This is a genomic window from Streptomyces lacrimifluminis, from assembly GCF_014646095.1.
GTDB lineage: Bacteria > Actinomycetota > Actinomycetes > Streptomycetales > Streptomycetaceae > Streptomyces > Streptomyces lacrimifluminis.
In genome coordinates, this window is record NZ_BMMU01000021.1 from 149,545 (window position 1) to 170,419 (window position 20,875).

A 20,875-nucleotide genomic window follows, 5' to 3' on the forward strand; every position below is an offset into this window, starting at 1 on the left:
GGAATCCGACCGGCGTTGTCAGTGGCTCCCCCTAGTCTGAGAAAGCACGGGGGCCCCGCCCCTGTCACTTCTCTCAAGAAAGGTGCGGACCGGCGTGGCCGACCGTCTCATCGTCCGTGGCGCGCGCGAGCACAATCTCAAGAATGTCTCGCTCGATCTCCCGCGCGACTCGCTCATCGTCTTCACGGGCCTGTCCGGGTCGGGCAAGTCCTCCCTGGCCTTCGACACGATCTTCGCCGAGGGCCAGCGCCGCTACGTCGAGTCGCTCTCGTCGTACGCCCGCCAGTTCCTCGGCCAGATGGACAAGCCGGACGTCGACTTCATCGAGGGCCTCTCACCGGCCGTCTCGATCGACCAGAAGTCGACCTCGCGCAATCCTCGCTCGACGGTGGGCACCATCACCGAGGTCTACGACTATCTGCGTCTCCTGTTCGCGCGCATCGGCAAGCCGCACTGCCCCGAGTGCCGTCGTCCCATCTCGCGTCAGTCGCCGCAGGCCATCGTCGACAGGGTCCTGGAGCTGCCGGAGGGCAGCCGCTTCCAGGTGCTGTCGCCGCTCGTGCGGGAGCGCAAGGGCGAGTTCGTCGACCTGTTCGCGGACCTCCAGACCAAGGGCTACTCCCGCGCGCGGGTGGACGGCGAGACGGTCCAGCTGTCCGACCCGCCCGTGCTGAAGAAGCAGGAGAAGCACACCATCGAGGTGGTCATCGACCGCCTCACGGTCAAGGAGGGCGCCAAGCGCCGCCTCACCGACTCCGTGGAGACCGCCCTCGGTCTCGCCGGCGGCATGGTCGTGCTCGACTTCGTCGACCTCCCCGAGGACGACCCCGAGCGCGAGCGCATGTTCTCGGAGCACCTGTACTGCCCGTACGACGACCTGTCCTTCGAGGAACTGGAGCCCCGCTCCTTCTCCTTCAACTCGCCCTTCGGCGCCTGCCCCGACTGCTCGGGCATCGGCACGCGCATGGAGGTCGACCCCGAGCTGATCGTCCCGGACGAGGACAAGTCCCTCGACGAGGGCGCGATCCACCCCTGGTCGCACGGTCACACCAAGGACTACTTCAGCCGCCTCATCACCGCCCTCGCGGACGCGCTGGGATTCCGTACGGACATCCCCTTCGCGGGCCTCCCGCAGCGTGCCAGGAAGGCGCTCCTGCACGGTCACAAGACCCAGATCGAGGTGCGCTACCGCAACCGGTACGGCCGGGAGCGTGTGTACACCACACCGTTCGAGGGCGCCGTCCCGTTCGTGAAGCGGCGGCACAGCGAGTCGGAGAGCGACGCCAGCCGGGAGCGCTTCGAGGGCTACATGCGGGAGGTGCCCTGCCCCACCTGCCAGGGCACCCGCCTCAAGCCGATCGTCCTCGCGGTCACGGTCATGGAGCGGTCCATCGCCGAGGTCGCCGCGATGTCGATCAGCGACTGCGCGGACTTCCTGGGCAAGTTGAAGCTCGACGCCCGCGACAAGAAGATCGCGGAGCGGGTGCTCAAGGAGGTCAACGAACGGCTGAAGTTCCTGGTCGACGTCGGTCTCGACTACCTCTCGCTGAACCGCGCGGCCGGCACTCTCTCCGGCGGCGAGGCCCAGCGCATCCGCCTCGCGACCCAGATCGGCTCCGGACTCGTCGGTGTCCTCTACGTCCTCGACGAACCCTCCATCGGTCTGCACCAGCGCGACAACCACCGGCTGATCGAAACCCTGGTCCGGCTGCGGGACATGGGCAACACGCTCATCGTCGTCGAGCACGACGAGGACACCATCAAGGTCGCCGACTGGATCGTCGACATCGGCCCCGGCGCGGGCGAGCACGGCGGCAAGGTCGTGCACAGCGGCTCCCTGAAGGAACTGCTCGCCAACGAGGAGTCGATGACCGGGCAGTACCTGTCCGGCAGGAAGGCCATCCCGCTGCCCGACATCCGGCGCCCGCAGGACCCCTCCCGTCGGCTCACCGTGCACGGGGCCCGCGAGAACAACCTGCAGGACATCGACGTGTCGTTCCCGCTCGGTGTGCTCACGGCCGTCACCGGGGTGTCAGGCTCCGGCAAGTCGACGCTGGTCAACGACATCCTGTACACGCACCTCGCCCGCGAGCTGAACGGCGCCCGCAGCGTGCCCGGCCGCCACACGCGCGTGGACGGCGACGACCTGGTCGACAAGGTCGTGCACGTCGACCAGTCGCCCATCGGCCGTACCCCGCGATCGAACCCGGCGACGTACACCGGCGTCTTCGACCACGTCCGCAGACTGTTCGCGGAGACCGTCGAGGCGAAGGTGCGGGGCTATCTGCCCGGCCGCTTCTCCTTCAACGTCAAGGGCGGACGCTGCGAGAACTGCGCGGGCGACGGCACCATCAAGATCGAGATGAACTTCCTCCCGGACGTGTACGTCCCGTGCGAGGTCTGTCACGGCGCCCGCTACAACCGGGAGACCCTGGAGGTCCACTACAAGGGCAAGTCCATCGCCGACATCCTGAACATGCCGATCGAGGAAGCCTGTCACTTCTTCGAGGCCGTCCCCGCGATCGCCCGCCACCTCAACACGCTGCACGACGTCGGCCTCGGCTACGTCAGGCTCGGCCAGTCCGCCACGACCCTGTCCGGCGGCGAGGCCCAGCGCGTGAAACTCGCCAGTGAACTCCAGAAACGCTCCACCGGGCGCACGGTGTACGTCCTGGACGAGCCGACCACCGGTCTGCACTTCGAGGACATCAGCAAGCTCCTCAAGGTCCTCTCCGGCCTGGTCGACAAGGGCAACACGGTCATCGTCATCGAGCACAACCTCGACGTCATCAAGACCGCCGACTGGGTCGTCGACATGGGCCCCGAGGGAGGTGCCGGCGGTGGTCTCGTCGTCGCCGAGGGCACACCGGAGGAGGTCGCCGCGGTCGCCACCAGCCACACCGGCAAGTTCCTGCGCGAGGTCCTCGGTGCCGAGCGGGTCAGTGACGCCGCCTCGGTGAAGGCCCCGCGCAAGACGGCCGTCAAGAAGGCGGTGGCGGCCAGGCCGACGTCGACGAAGACGGCCGGGGCCACGAAGAAGGCCGCTCCGGCGAAGAAGACGACAACTCGGGCCCGCAAGGCCTGAACTGCCGGCCGGCCCGGAAACCACGGCGAACACAGCGGACGCAGCGGACCCGGGGGCCCGCGGGAACTCCCCGCGGGCCCCCGCACGTTGGACGACCAGGAGCGGCCAACTGCCCCGCCCCACCCCCCGGTGGGCCGAACTGCTCCTACAGCGCGCCCAGTTCGGCCGCGTACGGAGGTTCCGCCCCCGCTCGTGAGCAGGTGATGGCCGCCGCGCGGGCCGCGAGGCGGAGCAGGTCGGTCCAGCCGCCGGCACCCAGGTCGGCCAGGGCCGCCGGGGACAGCGAGTCCCGGGCCGACAGGCCGTGCAGCAGTGCCGCGTTCACGGTGTCGCCGGCGCCGATCGTGTCCACGACGTCCACCTTCTCGCCGGGCACGGAGTGTTCCGCACCGTCACGGGTGAAGACGGTCAGCCCGTCGCCGCCCCGGGTGACCACGACGGCGGAGGGGCCGGCGGCCAGCCACTCGCGCGGAGTTCCGCCGAGCCACTTCGCGTCCTCCTCCGAGAGCTTGAGCAGCGACACGGAAGGCAGCCAACTGGTGAAACGAGCCCGGTAGGCGTCCGCATCGGGAATCAGCCCCGCCCTGATGTTCGGATCGAGCGCGGTGAACACGCCCTGTGCGGCGGCGCTCCGCAGCAGTTCCTCGTACGCGCTCGCGCCCGGCTCCAGGACCAGCGAGCAGGTGCCGAAGGACACCGCCCGGACTGTGTCGGGGAGTCGAGCGGGTGTGGTGAACAGCCGGTCGGCGGTGCCCTCGACATAGAAGGAGTAGGCGGCGGAGCCGTCCACACCGATCGAGGCGACCGCGAGGGTCGTCGGCTCGCTGCCGCGCTGCACGGACGACACGTCGACGCCTGCCTCGCGCAGCCCGTCGAGCAGCGCCTCGCCGAAGGGGTCGGACGAGACGCGGGAACAGAACGCGGTGGGGGAGCCGAGGCGGCCGAGGGCCACCGCCGTGTTGTAGGGCCCGCCACCCAGCGCCGGTCGCAGATCCGCGAGGGCGCCCGCCGCGCGCGGTACCAGGTCGATGAGTGCCTCACCGGCGACGACGATCATGAGACAGGTCCTTTCTCGGCCTGGCGGGAGTGCTCGGGGTGCTCCCGGTCGGCGCATCCGCACGACTCGCGATGGACGAACGTGCACGGGAGCCGCACGGTTCGGGTCGGGCGGTCCGGGTCGGCCAGGCGGTCCAGGAGCAGACGTACGGCCTGGGCACCGATGTCCTTGCCGGGCTGCGCGATGGCGGTGAGCCCCGGCGTGAAGAGGTCGGCCCAGGCGAAGTCGTCGAAGCAGCACAGTGCCAGGTCGTCCGGCACGGTGAGGCCCCGCTCGCGCAGGGCGCGCAGGGTGCCGATGGTCATCGCGTTGTTGGCGGTGACGAGGGCGGTCGGAGGCGCCCCGAGGGAGAGAAGGGCGCTGGTGGCCCGCTCGGCCCCCGCCGACTCGGAGTCGCCATGGGCCACCAGGCGTTCGTCGTGGGGCAGCCCGGCGGACGCGAGGCCGATGCGGTAGCCGGCGATCCGTTCCGCCGTCGTGCTGAGGCCGGGGCGGCCCGCCACCAGACCGATGCGCTTGTGGCCCAGTGCGGTGAGATGAGCCATCAGCCGGGCCATGGGCTCGGCGTTCTCGGCACACACCTGGTCGAAGCGCGGGGTGCTGACCGAGGGGGTGTCGAGCAGCCGGTCCAGGAACACCGTCGGTACGTCATGCCGTGTCAGGTAGGCGACCAGGGCGCCCGGATCCGCCGAGGGGGCGACGATCATGCCGTCCACGCGTCGCTCGTGCAGCAGCTGGACGACCTTGCGCTCGTGCTCGGGGTCGTCGTGCGGGTCGGCGATGAGGAGGCTGTAGCCGTGCTCCAGAGCACCGGCCTCGACGCCCTGCAGGATCTCCGTGAAGTACGGGTTGCTGATCGCCGACACCGCGAGTCCGATGGACCGCGTCCGCGCGGTCACCAGGGAACGGGCCAGCGTGTTCGGGGTGTAGCCCAGGACCTCGATGGCGTCGAGGACCGCCTGGCGGGTCGCGGGGCGCACGACACGGGTGTCGTTCAGCACATGGGAGACGGTCGCCACGGACACGCCGGCATGCCGCGCCACGTCGGCCATCGTCGCCATGGAGTCCCGCCTTCCGTGCCGATCGGGCTTCGATGGCGGCAACGTACCTCATTCGAAGGGGGACGTAAACGCTTGCGTAAGCGTTTACGTAATCGCTTACGTCTCTGCGGTTCCGTCACTCCCAGTCCCACGCGATGCCGAGGATCCCCGGTCGCAGCCTCGGTTCGACGAGGTGGACCGAGCGGTGGCGGGCGCTCACCGGCAGGTCCTGGCGGCCACTGCGGGGGGCCGCGGCCGAGTGCTGGGCGAACCGGTGGCAGCGCACCGGCAGGGACCCTTCGTCGAAGCGGACCTGGAGCGCGTACTGGCCGCCCGCGACGCCGAATCCGCGCACGTACTCACGGGACACGCCCGCAGTGCCGTCCTCCACGGCGTAGCGGAAGAGGAACGTATCTCCTGCGCGCAGCCGGGTGTCGAAGAGGAGTTCGGCGACGAGCACCCCGGTGTCGTGGTGCCGGCGTATCCGTCCCGTGCGGCAGTTCTCCAGGGCGTGGACCGACATGCGGTCCGGCGTGGATCCGGGATCGCCGTGGTGCACGGCGACGAAACGGTCGGTGCCGTCCAGGTGGGCGCGCACGATGTGATGGGCCTCGCGGGCGAGAAGTTCACGGTGTGTGCCGATCTGTACCTGTTCGTGCAGGCCGAGGGTGTGCAGGCCGCCGTCGAGCGGCGCCTCCAGCTCCGTCAGCAGCTGTTCCAGGATGCCGGAGGCCTCCACCAGGGAGCGGTACGAACGCCCGGCCGGACGTTGCGTGCCGGCGTGTTCGTCGTCCCGGGAAAGCAGCCGGATCAGCGATTCGTCCGGTAGCTGGAGGATCTCCTCCAGGGCCCTCACTGCCCGCAGTGACTCGGGGCGCTGCGGACGGCGGGCGCCCTGCTGCCAGTAACTCAGGCTGGTGACGCCCACCTTGACCCCGTACCGCCGCAGATGGTGCTGGACGCGTTGCAGTGGCAGACCGCGCGCGGAGATCGCGGCCCGCAGGGCCACGTGGAAGGGGCCGTTTCGCAGAGCCGTCTCCAGTTCCGCGGCGGCGTCCTCCACGACGACGTCGTCCACGTGCGGTGTGCCTTGGCGCATACAGGGGCCCTTCTGTGAATGATCGCGGCGGCTGGTCGGACCGCGCGTGGGTCGAACCGGGGCGGTCGGCGGGCGTACGCGGAGTCCTCGTCCCCGTGTCCGGGTGTCCGCACGTACGTACGCGGCCGTTCACCGCCCCGAGTTCCCCCGCATTGAAGCGTGTTGACCAAGGCGCGACAACACCTGAGGCGCAACACGCGCACCTGCCGAGGCTCTCGCTCTCCTGCCCGCCCCTCCGCGGGGACCTGGGGTGTCCGTCCACAGGATCACCGCGCTGTCACACCCCGCCAGTAGGGTGTGAGACATGGCCGACCCCTCCAGCTACCGCCCCAGTCCGGGACAGATCCCGGACTCTCCAGGGGTGTACAGATTCCGCGACGAGCACCGCCGGGTGATCTACGTCGGGAAGGCGAAAAGCCTGCGCCAACGCCTGGCCAACTACTTCCAGGATCTGGCCGGCCTCCACCCGCGCACCCGCACGATGGTCACCACGGCCGCCTCCGTGGAGTGGACGGTGGTGTCCACGGAGGTCGAGGCGCTCCAGCTGGAGTACTCCTGGATCAAGGAGTACGACCCCCGTTTCAACGTCAAGTACCGCGACGACAAGAGCTACCCGTATCTCGCGGTGACGATGAACGAGGAGTACCCGCGTGTGCAGGTGATGCGCGGTCAGAAGCGCAAGGGCGTCCGCTACTTCGGGCCGTACGGGCACGCGTGGGCGATTCGCGACACCGTGGACCTGCTCCTGCGCGTCTTCCCGGTGCGCACATGCTCGGCCGGCGTCTTCAAGAACGCCGCCCGCACCGGCCGCCCCTGCCTCCTCGGCTACATCGACAAGTGCTCGGCACCCTGCGTCGGGCGGGTCTCGGCCGAGGAACACCGCGAACTGGCCGACGAGTTCAGCGACTTCATGGCGGGCCGCACAGGGACGTACATCCGCCGGCTGGAGCAGCGGATGACGGAAGCGGCCGAGGAGATGGAGTACGAGCGGGCCGCCCGTCTGCGCGACGACATCGAGGCCCTGCGGAAAGCCATGGAGAAGAGCGCGGTCGTGCTCGCCGACGCGACCGACGCGGACCTGATCGCGGTCGCCGAGGACGAGCTGGAAGCGGCCGTGCAGATCTTCCACGTACGCGGTGGGAGGGTGCGCGGCCAGCGGGGCTGGGTGACCGACAAGGTCGAGGAGATCACCACCGGCGCCCTGGTCGAGCACGCCCTTCAGCAGCTCTACGGGGAGGAGAAGGGCGACTCCGTGCCCAAGGAGGTCCTCGTCCCCGCGCTGCCCGACCCCGTGGAGCCCGTCCAGGAGTGGCTGGCGGAGCGGCGTGGGTCCGGCGTGTCGCTGCGCATCCCGCAGCGTGGCGACAAGAAGGCACTCATGGAGACCGTGGAGCGCAACGCGCAGCATTCGCTCGTGCTGCACAAGACAAAGCGTGCCTCCGACCTGACGACCCGCTCACGCGCCCTGGAGGAGATCGCCGAGGCCCTCGATCTGGACAGCGCCCCGCTGCGGATCGAGTGCTACGACATCTCCCACCTCCAGGGCGACGACGTGGTGGCCTCGATGGTCGTCTTCGAGGACGGCCTGCAGCGCAAGAGCGAGTACCGCCGCTTCCAGATCAAGGGCTTCGAGGGGCAGGACGACGTCCGGTCCATGCACGAGGTCATCGGCCGTCGCTTCAAGCGCTACATCGCCGAGAAGGAGAAGACCGGGGAGTGGGCGGACGGCCAGGACCCCGGCCGGGAATCCCGCCGGGGAACCGGTCAGGAGCTCGGCCGGGAACCCGGCGAGGAACTGAAGGACGACGAGGGGCGGCCCAAGCGGTTCGCCTATCCGCCGCAGCTCGTCGTCGTCGACGGCGGGCAGCCGCAGGTCGCCGCCGCCCAGCGGGCGCTGGACGAGCTGGGCATCGACGACATCGCCGTCTGTGGCCTCGCCAAGCGACTGGAGGAGGTCTGGGTACCCGGCGAGGACGACCCGGTGATCCTGCCCCGCACCAGCGAGGGCCTGTATCTCCTCCAGCGCGTACGTGACGAGGCCCACCGCTTCGCGATCACCTACCAGCGCGTCAAACGGGCCAAACGCTTCCGGGCGAGCCCGCTGGACGACGTGCCCGGACTCGGTGAAACCCGGAAACAGGCGCTGATCAAGCATTTCGGCTCGGTGAAAAAGCTGCGGTCCGCCACAATCGACCAGATCCGCGAGGTCCCCGGCATAGGCCTCAAGACGGCCGAGACGATCGCCGTGGCCCTCGCGCGGGCGGCCCCGGCCGCACCCGCCGTGAACACGGCGACCGGAGAGATCATGGATGACACGGAGTACGCAGAAACCACGACAGACACGCAGGACGGGGCACCCGGAACGCAGACGGGTGCCCCGGGGGAGCCCGTAACCGCGGGCGCCCCGGACGAGCGACGGGGGCAGGAGACATGACCGAGCACGAGACGCCGAAGGCCGAGCACACAGCGGAAAGCCAGGCAGGTCACAAGGAAGCGGGCGATGATCGCTCGCGGCACGCCGGGGGCCCGGCACCGGGCGACACGGCGGGCCAGGAACCACCGGGCCAGGAAGACGGAGAGCAAGTGGGTACGGGCATCGAGACAGCGGGGGTCGCCGAAGTCGCCATCCCCGAGCTGGTGATCATCTCCGGCATGTCCGGAGCCGGCCGTTCGACGGCCGCCAAGTGTCTGGAGGACCTCGGCTGGTTCGTCGTCGACAACCTGCCACCCGCGCTGATCCCCACCATGGTGGAACTCGGCGCCCGGTCCCAGGGCAACGTCGCCAGGATCGCGGTCGTCGTCGACGTCCGCGGCAGGCGCTTCTTCGACAACCTCCGTGACTCGCTCGCCGACCTGGCGGTGAAGGGCGTCACCCGACGGATCGTCTTCCTGGAGTCCTCGGACGACGCCCTGGTGCGCCGCTTCGAGTCGGTGCGCCGGCCGCACCCCCTCCAGGGGGACGGCCGCATCGTCGACGGCATCGACGCCGAGCGCGAACTGCTGCGCGAACTGCGCGGCGACGCCGACCTGGTGATCGACACCTCCAGCCTCAACGTGCACGAACTGCGCGCCAAGATGGACGCCCAGTTCGCCGGCGACGAGGAGCCCGAGCTGCGGGCCACGGTGATGTCCTTCGGCTTCAAGTACGGCCTCCCGGTCGACGCCGACCTGGTCGTGGACATGCGGTTCCTGCCCAACCCGCACTGGGTCCCGGAGCTGCGCCCGTACACCGGCCTCAACGAGGAGGTGTCGGCGTACGTCTTCAACCAGCCCGGCGCCAAGGAGTTCCTCGACCGGTACGCCGAGCTGCTCCAGCTCATCGCCGCCGGATACCGCCGCGAGGGCAAGCGCTATGTGACGATCGCGGTCGGCTGCACCGGCGGCAAGCACCGTTCGGTCGCCACCTCCGAGAAGCTCGCCGCCCGCCTCGCCTCGCAGGGCGTGGAGACCGTGATCGTGCACCGGGACATGGGACGGGAATGACGGGACGTACACCGCGGCTGAGCAGGCTGCGCCGGGTGACCCCCGAGGGCCGCGTGGGCCGGCCCGTCGAGGCCCGCGGCGCCAGGCCGCGCCGCCGGGGCGCCCAGCCCAAGGTCGTCGCCCTGGGTGGTGGCATGGGCCTGTCCGCCTCGCTCGCCGCACTGCGCCGGATCACCGGCGACCTGACCGCCGTCGTCACCGTGGCCGACGACGGCGGCTCCAGCGGGCGCCTGCGCGACGAGCTGGGCGTCCTGCCGCCCGGCGACCTGCGCAAGGCCCTGGCCGCCCTGTGCGGCGACGACGAATGGGGCCAGACCTGGGCCCGGGTCATCCAGCACCGCTTCCAGTCCAAGGGCGACCTGCACGAACACGCGGTCGGCAACCTGCTGATCGTCGCCCTGTGGGAGCAGCTCGGCGACCACGTCCAGGCACTCGACCTGGTCGGCCGGCTCCTGGGCGCGCACGGCCGCGTCCTGCCGATGTCGGCCGTACCCCTGGAACTGCAGGCCCTGGTCAAGGGCCATGACCCGGAGCGGCCCGACGACGTCGACACCGTACGGGGACAGGCGACCGTCGCGTTGACGCCCGGCGAGGTGCAGAGCGTGCACCTCGTGCCGCACGACCCGCCCGCCGTCCCGGAAGCCGTCGCAGCGGTCCTGGACGCCGACTGGGTGGTCCTCGGGCCGGGCTCCTGGTTCTCCTCCGTGATCCCGCATCTGCTGGTGCCCGAACTGCTGGAGGCGCTCACCGAGACGAAGGCCCGCCGGGTACTCTCGCTGAACCTCGCGCCGCAACCCGGAGAAACCGAAGGCTTCTCCCCGCAGCGTCATTTGGAGGTTTTGGGACGACACGCCCCTAAACTCGCCCTGGACGTGGTGCTGGCCGACGAGGCCGCCGTGCCCGACCGCGACTTGCTGACCGATGCCGCCAAGCGGTTCGGTGCCGCGGTCGAGCTGGCGCCGGTGGCCCGGACCGACGGATCTCCTCGGCACGATACGGAGCTGTTGGCCGCCGCGTACGACCGTATTTTTCGGATGCATGGAAGGATCGGCCCATGGCGATGACGGCAGCGGTGAAGGACGAGATTTCCCGGCTCCCCGTCACCCGTACCTGCTGCAGGAAGGCGGAGGTCTCTGCCATTCTGCGGTTCGCCGGCGGCCTCCACCTGGTGAGCGGGCGCATCGTGATCGAGGCGGAGCTGGACACCGCGATGGCGGCCCGTCGGCTCAAGCGGGACATTCTGGAGATCTTCGGCCACAGTTCCGAGCTGATCGTGATGGCGCCCGGCGGACTGCGCCGCGGCTCCCGTTACGTGGTCCGGGTGGTCGCGGGCGGTGATCAGCTGGCCCGCCAGACAGGGCTTGTGGACGGCCGTGGCCGCCCGATCAGAGGCCTGCCCCCGCAGGTGGTCTCCGGGGCGACCTGTGACGCGGAGGCGGCCTGGAGAGGCGCCTTCCTGGCCCACGGCTCGCTCACCGAGCCGGGACGCTCCTCGTCCCTGGAGGTGACCTGCCCGGGCCCCGAGGCCGCGCTGGCCCTCGTGGGTGCCGCCCGCCGCCTCTCGATCGCGGCCAAGGCCCGCGAGGTGCGGGGTGTCGACCGGGTCGTCGTCCGGGACGGGGACGCGATCGGCGCCCTCCTCACCCGGCTCGGCGCACACGAGTCCGTGCTGGCCTGGGAGGAGCGGCGGATGCGCCGCGAGGTCCGCGCCACCGCGAACCGCCTCGCCAACTTCGACGACGCGAACCTGCGCCGTTCCGCGCGCGCCGCGGTCGCCGCCGGCGCCCGGGTCCAGCGCGCGCTGGAGATCCTCGCCGACGAGGTCCCCGAGCACCTCGCGGCTGCCGGCCGGCTGCGCATGGACCACAAGCAGGCATCCCTGGAGGAGCTGGGCGCCCTGGCCGACCCGCCGCTGACCAAGGACGCCGTCGCGGGCCGGATCCGCCGGCTGCTGGCCATGGCCGACAAGCGGGCCCAGGACCTCGGCATCCCGGGCACGGAGTCCAACCTCTCCGAGGAGATGGCCGACGTGGGCTGACGGAGCCTCAACACGCCGGTGCCGGTACCCGCTTCGGGTGCCGGCACCGGCGTTCGTCAGTTGTCGGTGCCCCCTTGACTGGATCATGAACTGTCATGAGCCTGGCATCTGGTCCGCCACTGCGGCGGATCATCGCTAGGGGGGTACATGAGACGCAGAGCGAGAACGATCCTCGCCGCCGGCACTCTCATCCTGGGCGGCGCGGGACTCGTGCCCGTCGCCGTGGCAGCGGAGGACACCGGTACGCCCGGTGCCGACGAGGTCAAGGTCTTCCGCGCCGAGGTCACGAAGGCGCAGATACCCCTGCTGCTCGCGACCGGCCAGGACGGTCACGAACTCGGGGAACAGGCACCGGAGAAGGGCACGGCCACGGTCGAGGTCTACCTCACCGACAAGCAGGCCGACCAGCTGGAGGACAAGGGCGTCGACCTCAAGGAGCACACGCTCACGGCGAAGGCACGCGCGCGTGTGGCCGCCGCCGGCGACGGCGTCTTCCGGCCGTACAGCGGAGCGGGCAACCTCCAGGAGGAGATCCTCCGGACCGCGCAGCAGAACCCGGCCCTGACCAAGGTCGTCTCCATCGGCAAGACCCTTCAGGGACAGGACATCCTCGCGCTGAAACTGACCAAGGGCGCGAAGAAGACCAAGGACGGTGCCAAGCCGTCCGTCCTGTACCTGTCCAACCAGCACGCGCGGGAATGGATCACGCCGGAGATGACCCGGCGTCTGATGCACCACTACTTGGACAACTACTCCAAGGACCGGCGCATCAAGAAGATCGTCGACTCGACCGAACTGTGGTTCGTCCTGTCCGCGAACCCCGACGGCTACGACTTCACCCACCGGGCCGACGGCGACCGCCAGTGGCGCAAGAACATGCGGGACGTCAACGGCGACGGCGCCACCACCATCGGCGACGGCGTCGACCTCAACCGCAACTTCGCCTACAAGTGGGGCTACGACGACGAGGGCTCGTCCCCGTTCCCCACCAGCCAGACCTACCGCGGCGCCGGTCCCAACTCGGAGCCCGAGACCAAGGCCCTGGACTCCTTCGAGAGGCGCATCGGCTTCGAGTACGGCATCAACTACCACTCAGCCGCCGAACTCCTCCTCTACGGGGTCGGCTGGCAGGTGGCGTCGCCCAGCCCCGACGACGTCCTCTACAAGTCGCTCGCCGGCACACCGGAGAACTCCGCGATCCCCGGTTCCCGCCCCCAGCTCTCCTCCGAGCTGTACAGCACCAACGGCGAGGCGAACGGCCACGCGTCCAACGTCAACGGCGCGGCGATGTTCACCCCGGAGATGTCGACCTGTCAGACCGTGTCGAACTTCTATCCGGACGACGCCTGGAACGCGGCCGACTGCGCCTCGGTCTTCACCTTCCCGGACGACGAGAAGCTGATCCAGGAGGAGTTCACCAAGAACATCCCGTTCGCCCTGTCCATCGCCGAGTCCGCGGCCAGGCCCGACCAGCCGAAGTCCTCGGTCGGCGTCGACGCCCCGGACTTCACCCCGGCACCCTTCACCACCTCGTACTCGCGCGGCGCCGACCAGGAGATCTCGGTCGTGGTACGCAAGTCCGTACGCGACAAGGAACTCAGATACCGCGTCAACGGTGGCCGCACGGAGGACATGGCGCTCAAGGCGTGGAAGGGCGGCGAGACCTTCGGCGGTGACGACAACCTGTACTTCGACGAGTACCGCGCCAAGGTCGCCGACGGCGACCCGGGCGACAAGGTCGAGGTCTGGTTCACCGGCGAGACGAAGGCCGGAAAGCCCACCAGGAGCACGCGCTTCACGTACACGGTCGCCGAACGGCCGCGCGCCGACACGCTCGTCGTCGCCGAGGAGGGCGCGACCGCCGCACAGACGCAGACATACGTCGACGCCCTGAAGGCCAACGGCAGGAAGCCTCTCGTCTGGGACGTCGCCACCCTGGGCGCACCCGACGCACTCGGCGTGCTCGGCCATTTCAGGACGGTCGTCCACTACACGGGCGCCGTACGGCCGGGCAACGCCACCCAGCTCCAGCTGCGCGCCTACCTCAACGAGGGCGGCAAGCTGATCGAGGCCGGCGAGAGTGCCGGAGGCTCCGTCGACCTCGGCGGGGGCACCCTGTCGAACGACTTCAGCCAGTACTACCTGGGCGCCTACACCCGTACGACCACACCGTCGGCCAAGGCGTTCAACGGCTCCGGGAAGCTCACCGGCTTCACGGGCGCCCTCGGTGACGCGCCGGGCAACCCGCTGAACGCGGCAGGGTCCTTCAGCGCAACCTCGGACACCCTGCCCGTGGCGACGTACCCCCAGTTCGCCAGCGCGGGCGCGGGCGGATATCCCGGAACCGTCAACCCGTACGGCCCGTACGCGGGCTCCTCCATGGCGGCCGTCACGCACACCGACTACGCCTGGAACCGTCTCACCCGCACCATCGACCTCACCGGGGTGAGCGCGGCAGCCGCGCCCACCTTCCGTACCCAGCTCCTGTGGGACACGGAGGAGGGCTACGACCACGCCGTACTCGAAGCCCGCACGGCCGGGGCCGACGACTGGACCACGCTCCCGGAGAAGGGCGGCGCCACCAGCACCACCGTGCCCGCCGAGTGCGAGGCCGGGTACTTCATCCAGGGCCACCCCGCGCTCACCCGCTATCTGACCCGCGGCTCGGGCTCCTGCACACCCACCGGGACCAGCGGCTCCTGGAACAGCTTCACCGGAGCCTCCGAGGGCTGGCAGGAAGTCGCGTTCGACCTCTCGGCCTACGCGGGCAGGACGGTGGAGATCTCGCTCAGCTACATCACCGACCCCGGATCCGGAGGCCGCGGCGTCCTCGCCGACAACGCCACCGTCGTGACCGGCGGCACGGCGGGCGCGGTCGAGGGCTTCGAGACGTCCCTGGGCGCCTGGAGCACCCCGGGACCGCCCGCGGGCAGCCCCGCGGTCATCAGCGACTGGGCACGCTCGGGCGAGCTGTTCAAGACGTACGGAGCGGTCACCACCGACGACACCGTGCTGCTGGGCTTCGGCCTGGAGCACGTCGCCACGGCGGCCGACCGGAAGGCACTCCTCGGCAAGGCACTGGCCGCGCTGAAGAACTGATCAGCTCCGTTCATCGGGTGATCGCACCGATTTCGATCGGGTAATCGCGGTGCAGCACCTGGGCGGTCCGTACCCCTACTGGCGGGTACGGACCGCCCTGCCGTGTATGGGGCATCTCGATGTCACCACCTGGGCCTCAGAGAGGTAGGGTCGTAGGCGGTCGGGGACATCCCATACAACTCGCCGGCACGAAAGCCGGCGTACCTAACGAGGAGATCGGTTCGTGACGATCCGCGTAGGCATCAACGGCTTTGGCCGCATCGGTCGTAACTACTTCCGCGCGCTGCTGGAGCAGGGTGCTGACATCGAGATCGTGGCTGTCAACGACCTGGGTGACACCGCGACCACTGCTCATCTTCTGAAGTACGACACGATCCTGGGTCGTCTCAAGGCCGAGGTGACGCACACCGCCGACACGATCACGGTCGACGGTCACACGATCAAGGTGCTCTCCGAGCGCGACCCGGCCGACATCCCCTGGGGTGAGCTGGGCGTCGACATCGTCATCGAGTCGACCGGCATCTTCACCAAGAAGGCCGACGCCGCGAAGCACATCGCCGGTGGCGCCAAGAAGGTCCTCATCTCGGCTCCGGCCTCGGACGAGGACATCACGATCGTCCTCGGCGTCAACGAGGACAAGTACGACGCGGCGAACCACCACATCATCTCCAACGCCTCCTGCACCACCAACTGTGTGGCGCCGATGGCCAAGGTCCTCCTGGAGAACTTCGGCGTCGTCTCGGGCCTGATGACCACGGTCCACGCCTACACCAGCGACCAGCGTCTCCAGGACTTCCCGCACAAGGACCTGCGCCGCGCCCGCGCCGCCGCCGAGAACATCATCCCGGCGAGCACCGGTGCGGCCAAGGCCCTCGGCGTGGTCATCCCGGAGCTGGCGGGCAAGCTCAACGGCATGGCGATGCGTGTGCCGGTCCCGACGGGATCCGTCACCGACCTGGTCGTCGAGACGGAGCGCGTGGTGACCAAGGACGAGGTCAACGCCGCGTTCCAGAAGGCCGCCCAGGGCCAGCTGAAGGGCTACCTGGACTACACCGAGGACGCGATCGTCTCCTCGGACATCGTCGGCTGGCCGGCCTCCTGCACCTTCGACTCCTCCCTGACCATGGTGCAGGGCAACAGCGTGAAGATCATCGGCTGGTACGACAACGAGTGGGGCTACTCCAACCGCCTCGTCGACCTCACGGTCTTCGTCGGCAACCAGCTCTGAGTACCGGAGCAGGCACTTCGATGTGAGCACAGGGCTCGGGCGACGCAGCGCAGCGTTGCCCGAGCCCTGTGGCACGTGCTGATCGATCCAGCCCCTCCCGGACAAAAGAGCCCTCCCTAGGAGTCCCCTTCATGAAGACGATCGACGAACTCCTCGCCGAAGGAGTCGACGGCAAGCGGGTCTTCGTCCGCGCCGACCTGAACGTGCCGCTGGCCGACGGCAGCATCACCGACGACGGCCGCATCCGGGCCGTCCTGCCCACCGTCAAGGCTCTCGCGGACGCCGGCGCCAAGGTCCTCGTCGCCTCCCACCTGGGCCGCCCCAAGGGCGCCCCGGACCCCGCCTTCTCCCTGCTGCCCGCCGCCGAGCGCCTCGGTGAACTCCTGGACGCCCCCGTGGCCTTCGCCCAGGACACCGTCGGCCCCGCCGCCCACGACGTCGTGAACGGCCTCGAGGCCGGCCAGGTCGCGGTGCTCGAGAACCTGCGGTTCAACGCCGGCGAGACGTCGAAGGACGACACCGAGCGCGGCGAGTTCGCCGATCAGCTGGCCGCCCTCGCCGACGTCTACGTGGGCGACGGCTTCGGCGCCGTGCACCGTGGACACGCCTCGGTCCTCGACCTGCCGGCCCGCCTCCCGCACTACGCCGGCTACCTCATCGCCACCGAGGTCGGCGTCCTCAAGAAGCTCACCGAGGACGTCAAGCGGCCGTACGTCGTCGTGCTGGGCGGAGCCAAGGTCTCCGACAAGCTCGCCGTCATCGACCAGCTGCTCGGCAAGGCCGACCGCATCCTCATCGGCGGCGGCATGGTGTTCACCTTCCTCAAGGCCAAGGGGTACGAGATCGGTGCCTCCCTCGTCCAGGAGGACCAGCTGCCGGCCGTCAACGAGTACATCGAGCGCGCGGAGAAGAACGGCGTCGAGCTGATCCTCCCGGTCGACGTGCTGGTCGGCTCCGCCTTCCCGGACCTGAAGACCAAGGCTCCGGCGAACCCGACCACCGTCGCCGCGGACGCGATGCCCGCGGACCGGATGGGCCTGGACATCGGTCCGGAGTCCAGCACGCTGTACGCCTCGAAGCTCGCCGACGCCGCCACCGTCTTCTGGAACGGCCCCATGGGCGTCTTCGAACACCCCGACTACGCCGAGGGCACCAAGGCGGTCGCCCAGGCCCTCCTCGACTCCCCGGCCTTCACGGTCGTCGGCGGCGGAGACTCCGCCGCGGCCGTGCGCATCCTGGGCTTCGACGAGAACGCATTCGGCCACATCTCGACCGGCGGCGGTGCCTCCCTCGAATACCTCGAGGGCAAGACGCTCCCCGGTCTCGCCGCACTGGAAGGCTGACTCCGCACATGACCACTCGCACGCCGCTGATGGCGGGCAACTGGAAGATGAACCTCAACCACCTTGAGGCCATCGCCCACGTCCAGAAGCTTGCCTTCGCCCTCGCGGACAAGGACTACGACGCCTGTGAGGTCGCGGTCCTGCCGCCCTTCACCGACCTGCGTTCCGTACAGACCCTGGTCGACGGCGACAAGCTCAAGATCAAGTACGGCGCCCAGGACATCTCCGCGCACGACACGGGCGCCTACACGGGCGAGATCTCCGGCCCGATGCTGGCCAAGCTCAAGTGCACCTACGTGGCGATCGGTCACTCGGAGCGCCGCCAGTACCACAACGAGACCGACGAGCTCGTCAACGCCAAGGTGAAGGCCGCCTACAAGCACGGCCTCACGCCGATCCTGTGCGTCGGCGAGGAGCTGGAGGTCCGCGAGGCGGGCAACCACGTCGCCCACACGCTCGCGCAGGTCGAGGGCGGCCTCAAGGACCTCCCGGCCGAGCAGGCCGAGACCGTCGTCATCGCGTACGAGCCCGTCTGGGCCATCGGCACGGGCAAGGTCTGCGGCTCCGACGACGCCCAGGAGGTCTGCGGGGCGATCCGTGTGAAGCTTGCCGAGCTCTATTCCCAGGATGTCGCCGACGCCGTACGCATCCAGTACGGCGGCTCGGTGAAATCCGGGAACGTCGCCGAGATCATGGCGAAGCCCGACATCGACGGCGCACTGGTCGGCGGTGCCTCGCTGGACGCCGAGGAGTTCGTCAAGATCGTTCGGTTCCGCGACCAGTGAGTATGCGCTAGCGGAGATCCGTCGTACCCTGGCGGGGCCGAAACTAGTATTTGGTGCGCCGAGCGCTCCGAATGAGAGTTCCGGCCCCGTCGTCCATCAGAATCCGAGGAAGTTGGTCCAGCCGTGGTTTTGGGGTTCTCGATCGCCCTGATCGTCTTCAGCCTGCTGCTGATGCTGCTCGTGCTGATGCACAAGGGGAAGGGCGGCGGCCTCTCCGACATGTTCGGTGGCGGCATGCAGTCGTCCGTCGGCGGCTCCTCGGTCGCCGAGCGCAACCTCGACCGCATCACCGTGGTGCTCGGTCTGCTGTGGTTCGCGTGCATTGTGGTGCTCGGCATCCTGATGAAGGTGAACAACTGATCAGCGGCTGACACCGGTCGTCAAATTCCGGTACGACAGCACATTACGCACGCACATTCCGCACGTAAGGCCCCATGTTCGGTACGCCCCGCCAAGGGCGGCCTATCATGGGGCTTGCGTCTTGGTGCAGGGCCTGTAACTCCAAGCACTGGACGCGCGTTGGGCCTTACGTAGACTGAGGCGCTCGCAACGAAGCGAAAACGTCGACTCGCTTCGCGGCACCATTACGCAGGGAGTTACGACCGTGGCAAGTGGCAACGCGATCCGAGGAAGCCGGGTCGGGGCGGGGCCGATGGGCGAGGCCGAGCGTGGCGAGTCCGCGCCACGGCTGCGCATCTCCTTCTGGTGCTCCAACGGACACGAGACGGTGCCCAGCTTCGCCAGCGACGCGCAGGTTCCCGAAACCTGGGACTGCCCGCGCTGCGGCTTTCCGGCCGGACAGGACCGGGACAACCCACCGGCCCCGCCGCGAACCGAGCCGTACAAGACGCACCTGGCATACGTACGGGAGCGGCGCAGCGATGCGGACGGCGAGGCGATCCTTGCCGAGGCGCTCGCCAAACTGCGGGGCGAGGTCTAGAAGTTGACGGCCGGTCAGGCACCGAGAGGTGCCTGACCGGAGTCGTTTGACGGGGCGTCACGCACCGGCTCCCCGACCGATTGTCAGTGGTGCCCTCTACGGTTTGTGAATCGGCGAACCGCGAGGGGGAATGGTGACGACGGTCGAGTTGGCGGGAGCGCGTGTGCCCGCCTGGCGCGGGGGTTTCGGGCGGTTGTGGAGCGCCGCCGTACTCTCCAGCTTCGGCGACGCGCTGCGTACGGCCGCGCTGCCCCTGCTCGCCACGACACTCACCGACAAGCCCCTGCTCATCGCCTCCGTGACGGCCTGCGGTTATCTGCCCTGGCTCGTCTTCGGCCTGCTCGGCGGGGCCGTCGCGGACCGGGTCGACCAGCGGCGCGCCATGTGGACGGTGGATGCGGTACGAGGGCTGCTGGTCGCCTGCTTCGCCGTGGCCGTCGGCCTCGGGCACGCCTCGATCGGCCTGCTCATCGCACTCGCCTTCGCGCTGACCACGCTCCAGACCCTCTTCGACAACGCCGCGACGGCCCTGCTGCCGGCCTTGGTCGACAAGGAGGCGCTCGGCGGCGCGAACGCCCGCCTGATGACCGGTCAGCGCATAGCGGGCGGTCTGCTGGCCGGACCGGTGGTGCCCGTACTGATCGCGCTGGGCGCGGCCGTCCCCTTCGCGGCCGATGCCGTCACCTTCCTGGTCGGGGCGGCTCTGCTCGCCTCGCTGAGGCCCGACGTGTCCGCGCGGGCGCCAAGACCGGCGGGCAGCACCCTGCGCGCGGAGATCACGGCCGGCCTGCGCACCCTGTGGCACGACGGGCCGCTGCGTGGCCTGTGCGCGGCCACGGCCCTGTGCAACGTGGGCATGGGCGCCCTGATCGCCACCCTTGTCCTGTTGGTCACCGACTGGCTGGTCGCGGGCAACGGGGGGTACGCGGCGGCGATGACCGCGTTTGCCGTCGGCAGCCTCGCCGGCGGCGCGCTGAACGGCCGACTCGTCGGCCGGCTCGGGCGGATACGGGCCGTGCTGCTCGCCGGTACGGTGCAGATCGGCGCGCTCGTCGTCATGGGCTCGGTGCGCAGCCTGGCCGCGCTGGTGGCCGCCATGGCGGTGTTCGGGCTCATGGGGATGGTGTGGAACGTCAACACGACGACCCTGATGCAGCGCCGCAGCCCCGCCGAAATGCTGGGCCGGGTCAGCTCGGCCTTCCGTACGCTGGCGGTCGCCGGAGCACCCCTGGGCGCGCTGCTGGGCGGAGCTGTCGCGACGGCGTGGGGACTCAACACGCCGGCCCTGCTGGCCGCCGCATTCTTCGTTCTGTCGGTCACCGCACTGATACCGGCGCTTCGGCCGGACGTATCTGTTGGCGAGGACGTATCTGTTGTTGGACCGGACGACGGTCCGACGACGGCTCGACCGACGTGCTGATCAATTAGGTTGGGACCGGCAGCGGGGGCCCAGGCAGGAAAGAGGCGGAAGTCCGAGATGAACGCAGACAGCCGTAGCAGGCTCAACCAGACGCCCGAGTGGACGTCCCTGGCCAAGCACCGTGAGGACCTGGCGGACACCCATCTGCGGGATCTGTTCGCGACCGACCCCGGGCGCGGTGCCGGGTACACGCTCCAGGTCGGTGATCTGCACATCGACTACTCCAAGCACCTGATCACGGACGAGACCCTCACCCTC

General features: G+C 69.5%; 15 protein-coding genes and 1 pseudogene. 13 read left to right on the top strand and 3 right to left on the bottom strand.

What is annotated here, in order from left to right; translation table 11 throughout:
- Nucleotides 1-94: 94 nt before the first annotated feature.
- The gene (gene uvrA, locus IEY89_RS27790; RefSeq protein WP_189150243.1) at nt 95-3,085 is read left to right on the top strand and encodes an excinuclease ABC subunit UvrA; all 2,991 of its coding nucleotides are present in this window, start codon (nt 95-97) and stop codon (nt 3,083-3,085) included.
- Between the two features lie 145 nt (nt 3,086-3,230).
- Here the strand turns inward: uvrA and IEY89_RS27795 are convergent, their stop codons facing one another.
- From IEY89_RS27795 to IEY89_RS27805, 3 genes are all read right to left on the bottom strand, one after another.
- Nucleotides 3,231-4,142 carry a carbohydrate kinase family protein gene (locus tag IEY89_RS27795; protein ID WP_189150244.1) on the bottom strand — a complete coding sequence of 304 codons (912 nt, stop codon included), beginning with the start codon at nt 4,140-4,142 and terminating at the stop codon, nt 3,231-3,233.
- The gene (locus IEY89_RS27800; protein WP_189150245.1) at nt 4,139-5,203 is read right to left on the bottom strand and encodes a LacI family DNA-binding transcriptional regulator; all 1,065 of its coding nucleotides are present in this window, start codon (nt 5,201-5,203) and stop codon (nt 4,139-4,141) included. The genes IEY89_RS27795 and IEY89_RS27800 overlap by 4 nt, the downstream gene beginning before the upstream one ends.
- 115 nt (nt 5,204-5,318) lie before the next feature.
- On the bottom strand, nt 5,319-6,281 hold the full coding sequence (locus IEY89_RS27805; RefSeq protein ID WP_189150246.1) for a hypothetical protein: 963 nt from the start codon (nt 6,279-6,281) through the stop codon (nt 5,319-5,321).
- Between the two features lie 304 nt (nt 6,282-6,585).
- Here IEY89_RS27805 and uvrC point away from each other — a divergent pair, with 304 nt between their 5' ends.
- From uvrC to IEY89_RS27865, 12 genes and pseudogenes are all read left to right on the top strand, one after another.
- A complete protein-coding gene (gene uvrC / locus IEY89_RS27810) occupies nt 6,586-8,715 on the top strand; it encodes an excinuclease ABC subunit UvrC (RefSeq protein ID WP_189150247.1) in 2,130 nt (709 codons plus the stop codon).
- Nucleotides 8,712-9,764 carry an RNase adapter RapZ gene (rapZ, locus tag IEY89_RS27815; RefSeq protein WP_189150248.1) on the top strand — a complete coding sequence of 351 codons (1,053 nt, stop codon included), beginning with the start codon at nt 8,712-8,714 and terminating at the stop codon, nt 9,762-9,764. Before uvrC ends, rapZ begins: the two co-directional genes overlap by 4 nt.
- Nucleotides 9,761-10,828: a gluconeogenesis factor YvcK family protein gene (locus IEY89_RS27820; protein WP_189150249.1), complete on the top strand. Its 1,068-nt coding sequence runs from the start codon at nt 9,761-9,763 to the stop codon at nt 10,826-10,828. The genes rapZ and IEY89_RS27820 overlap by 4 nt, the downstream gene beginning before the upstream one ends.
- Nucleotides 10,819-11,802: a DNA-binding protein WhiA gene (gene whiA, locus IEY89_RS27825; protein ID WP_189150250.1), complete on the top strand. Its 984-nt coding sequence runs from the start codon at nt 10,819-10,821 to the stop codon at nt 11,800-11,802. Before IEY89_RS27820 ends, whiA begins: the two co-directional genes overlap by 10 nt.
- 147 nt (nt 11,803-11,949) lie before the next feature.
- Nucleotides 11,950-14,901: a M14 family metallopeptidase gene (locus IEY89_RS27830; RefSeq protein ID WP_189150251.1), complete on the top strand. Its 2,952-nt coding sequence runs from the start codon at nt 11,950-11,952 to the stop codon at nt 14,899-14,901.
- A gap of 223 nt (nt 14,902-15,124) precedes the next feature.
- Nucleotides 15,125-16,129 carry a type I glyceraldehyde-3-phosphate dehydrogenase gene (gene gap, locus IEY89_RS27835; protein WP_189150252.1) on the top strand — a complete coding sequence of 335 codons (1,005 nt, stop codon included), beginning with the start codon at nt 15,125-15,127 and terminating at the stop codon, nt 16,127-16,129.
- A gap of 131 nt (nt 16,130-16,260) precedes the next feature.
- A complete protein-coding gene (locus IEY89_RS27840) occupies nt 16,261-17,472 on the top strand; it encodes a phosphoglycerate kinase (protein WP_189150253.1) in 1,212 nt (403 codons plus the stop codon).
- Between the two features lie 8 nt (nt 17,473-17,480).
- Nucleotides 17,481-18,257, top strand: a complete 777-nt coding sequence (tpiA, locus tag IEY89_RS27845; RefSeq protein ID WP_189150254.1) for a triose-phosphate isomerase — start codon at nt 17,481-17,483, stop codon at nt 18,255-18,257.
- Between the two features lie 123 nt (nt 18,258-18,380).
- Nucleotides 18,381-18,617, top strand: coding sequence for a preprotein translocase subunit SecG (gene secG, locus IEY89_RS27850; RefSeq protein ID WP_079054207.1), 237 nt, complete (start codon nt 18,381-18,383; stop codon nt 18,615-18,617).
- A 244-nt stretch (nt 18,618-18,861) separates the two neighbouring features.
- Nucleotides 18,862-19,197 (top strand): RNA polymerase-binding protein RbpA, encoded by a 336-nt coding sequence (locus IEY89_RS27855; protein WP_189150255.1) that lies wholly within the window; start codon nt 18,862-18,864, stop codon nt 19,195-19,197.
- Nucleotides 19,198-19,330: 133 nt separating this feature from the next.
- On the top strand, nt 19,331-20,617 hold the full coding sequence (locus IEY89_RS27860; RefSeq protein WP_189150265.1) for an MFS transporter: 1,287 nt from the start codon (nt 19,331-19,333) through the stop codon (nt 20,615-20,617).
- Between the two features lie 57 nt (nt 20,618-20,674).
- A pseudogene (locus IEY89_RS27865) lies at nt 20,675-20,875 on the top strand (glucose-6-phosphate isomerase); the annotation flags it as partial.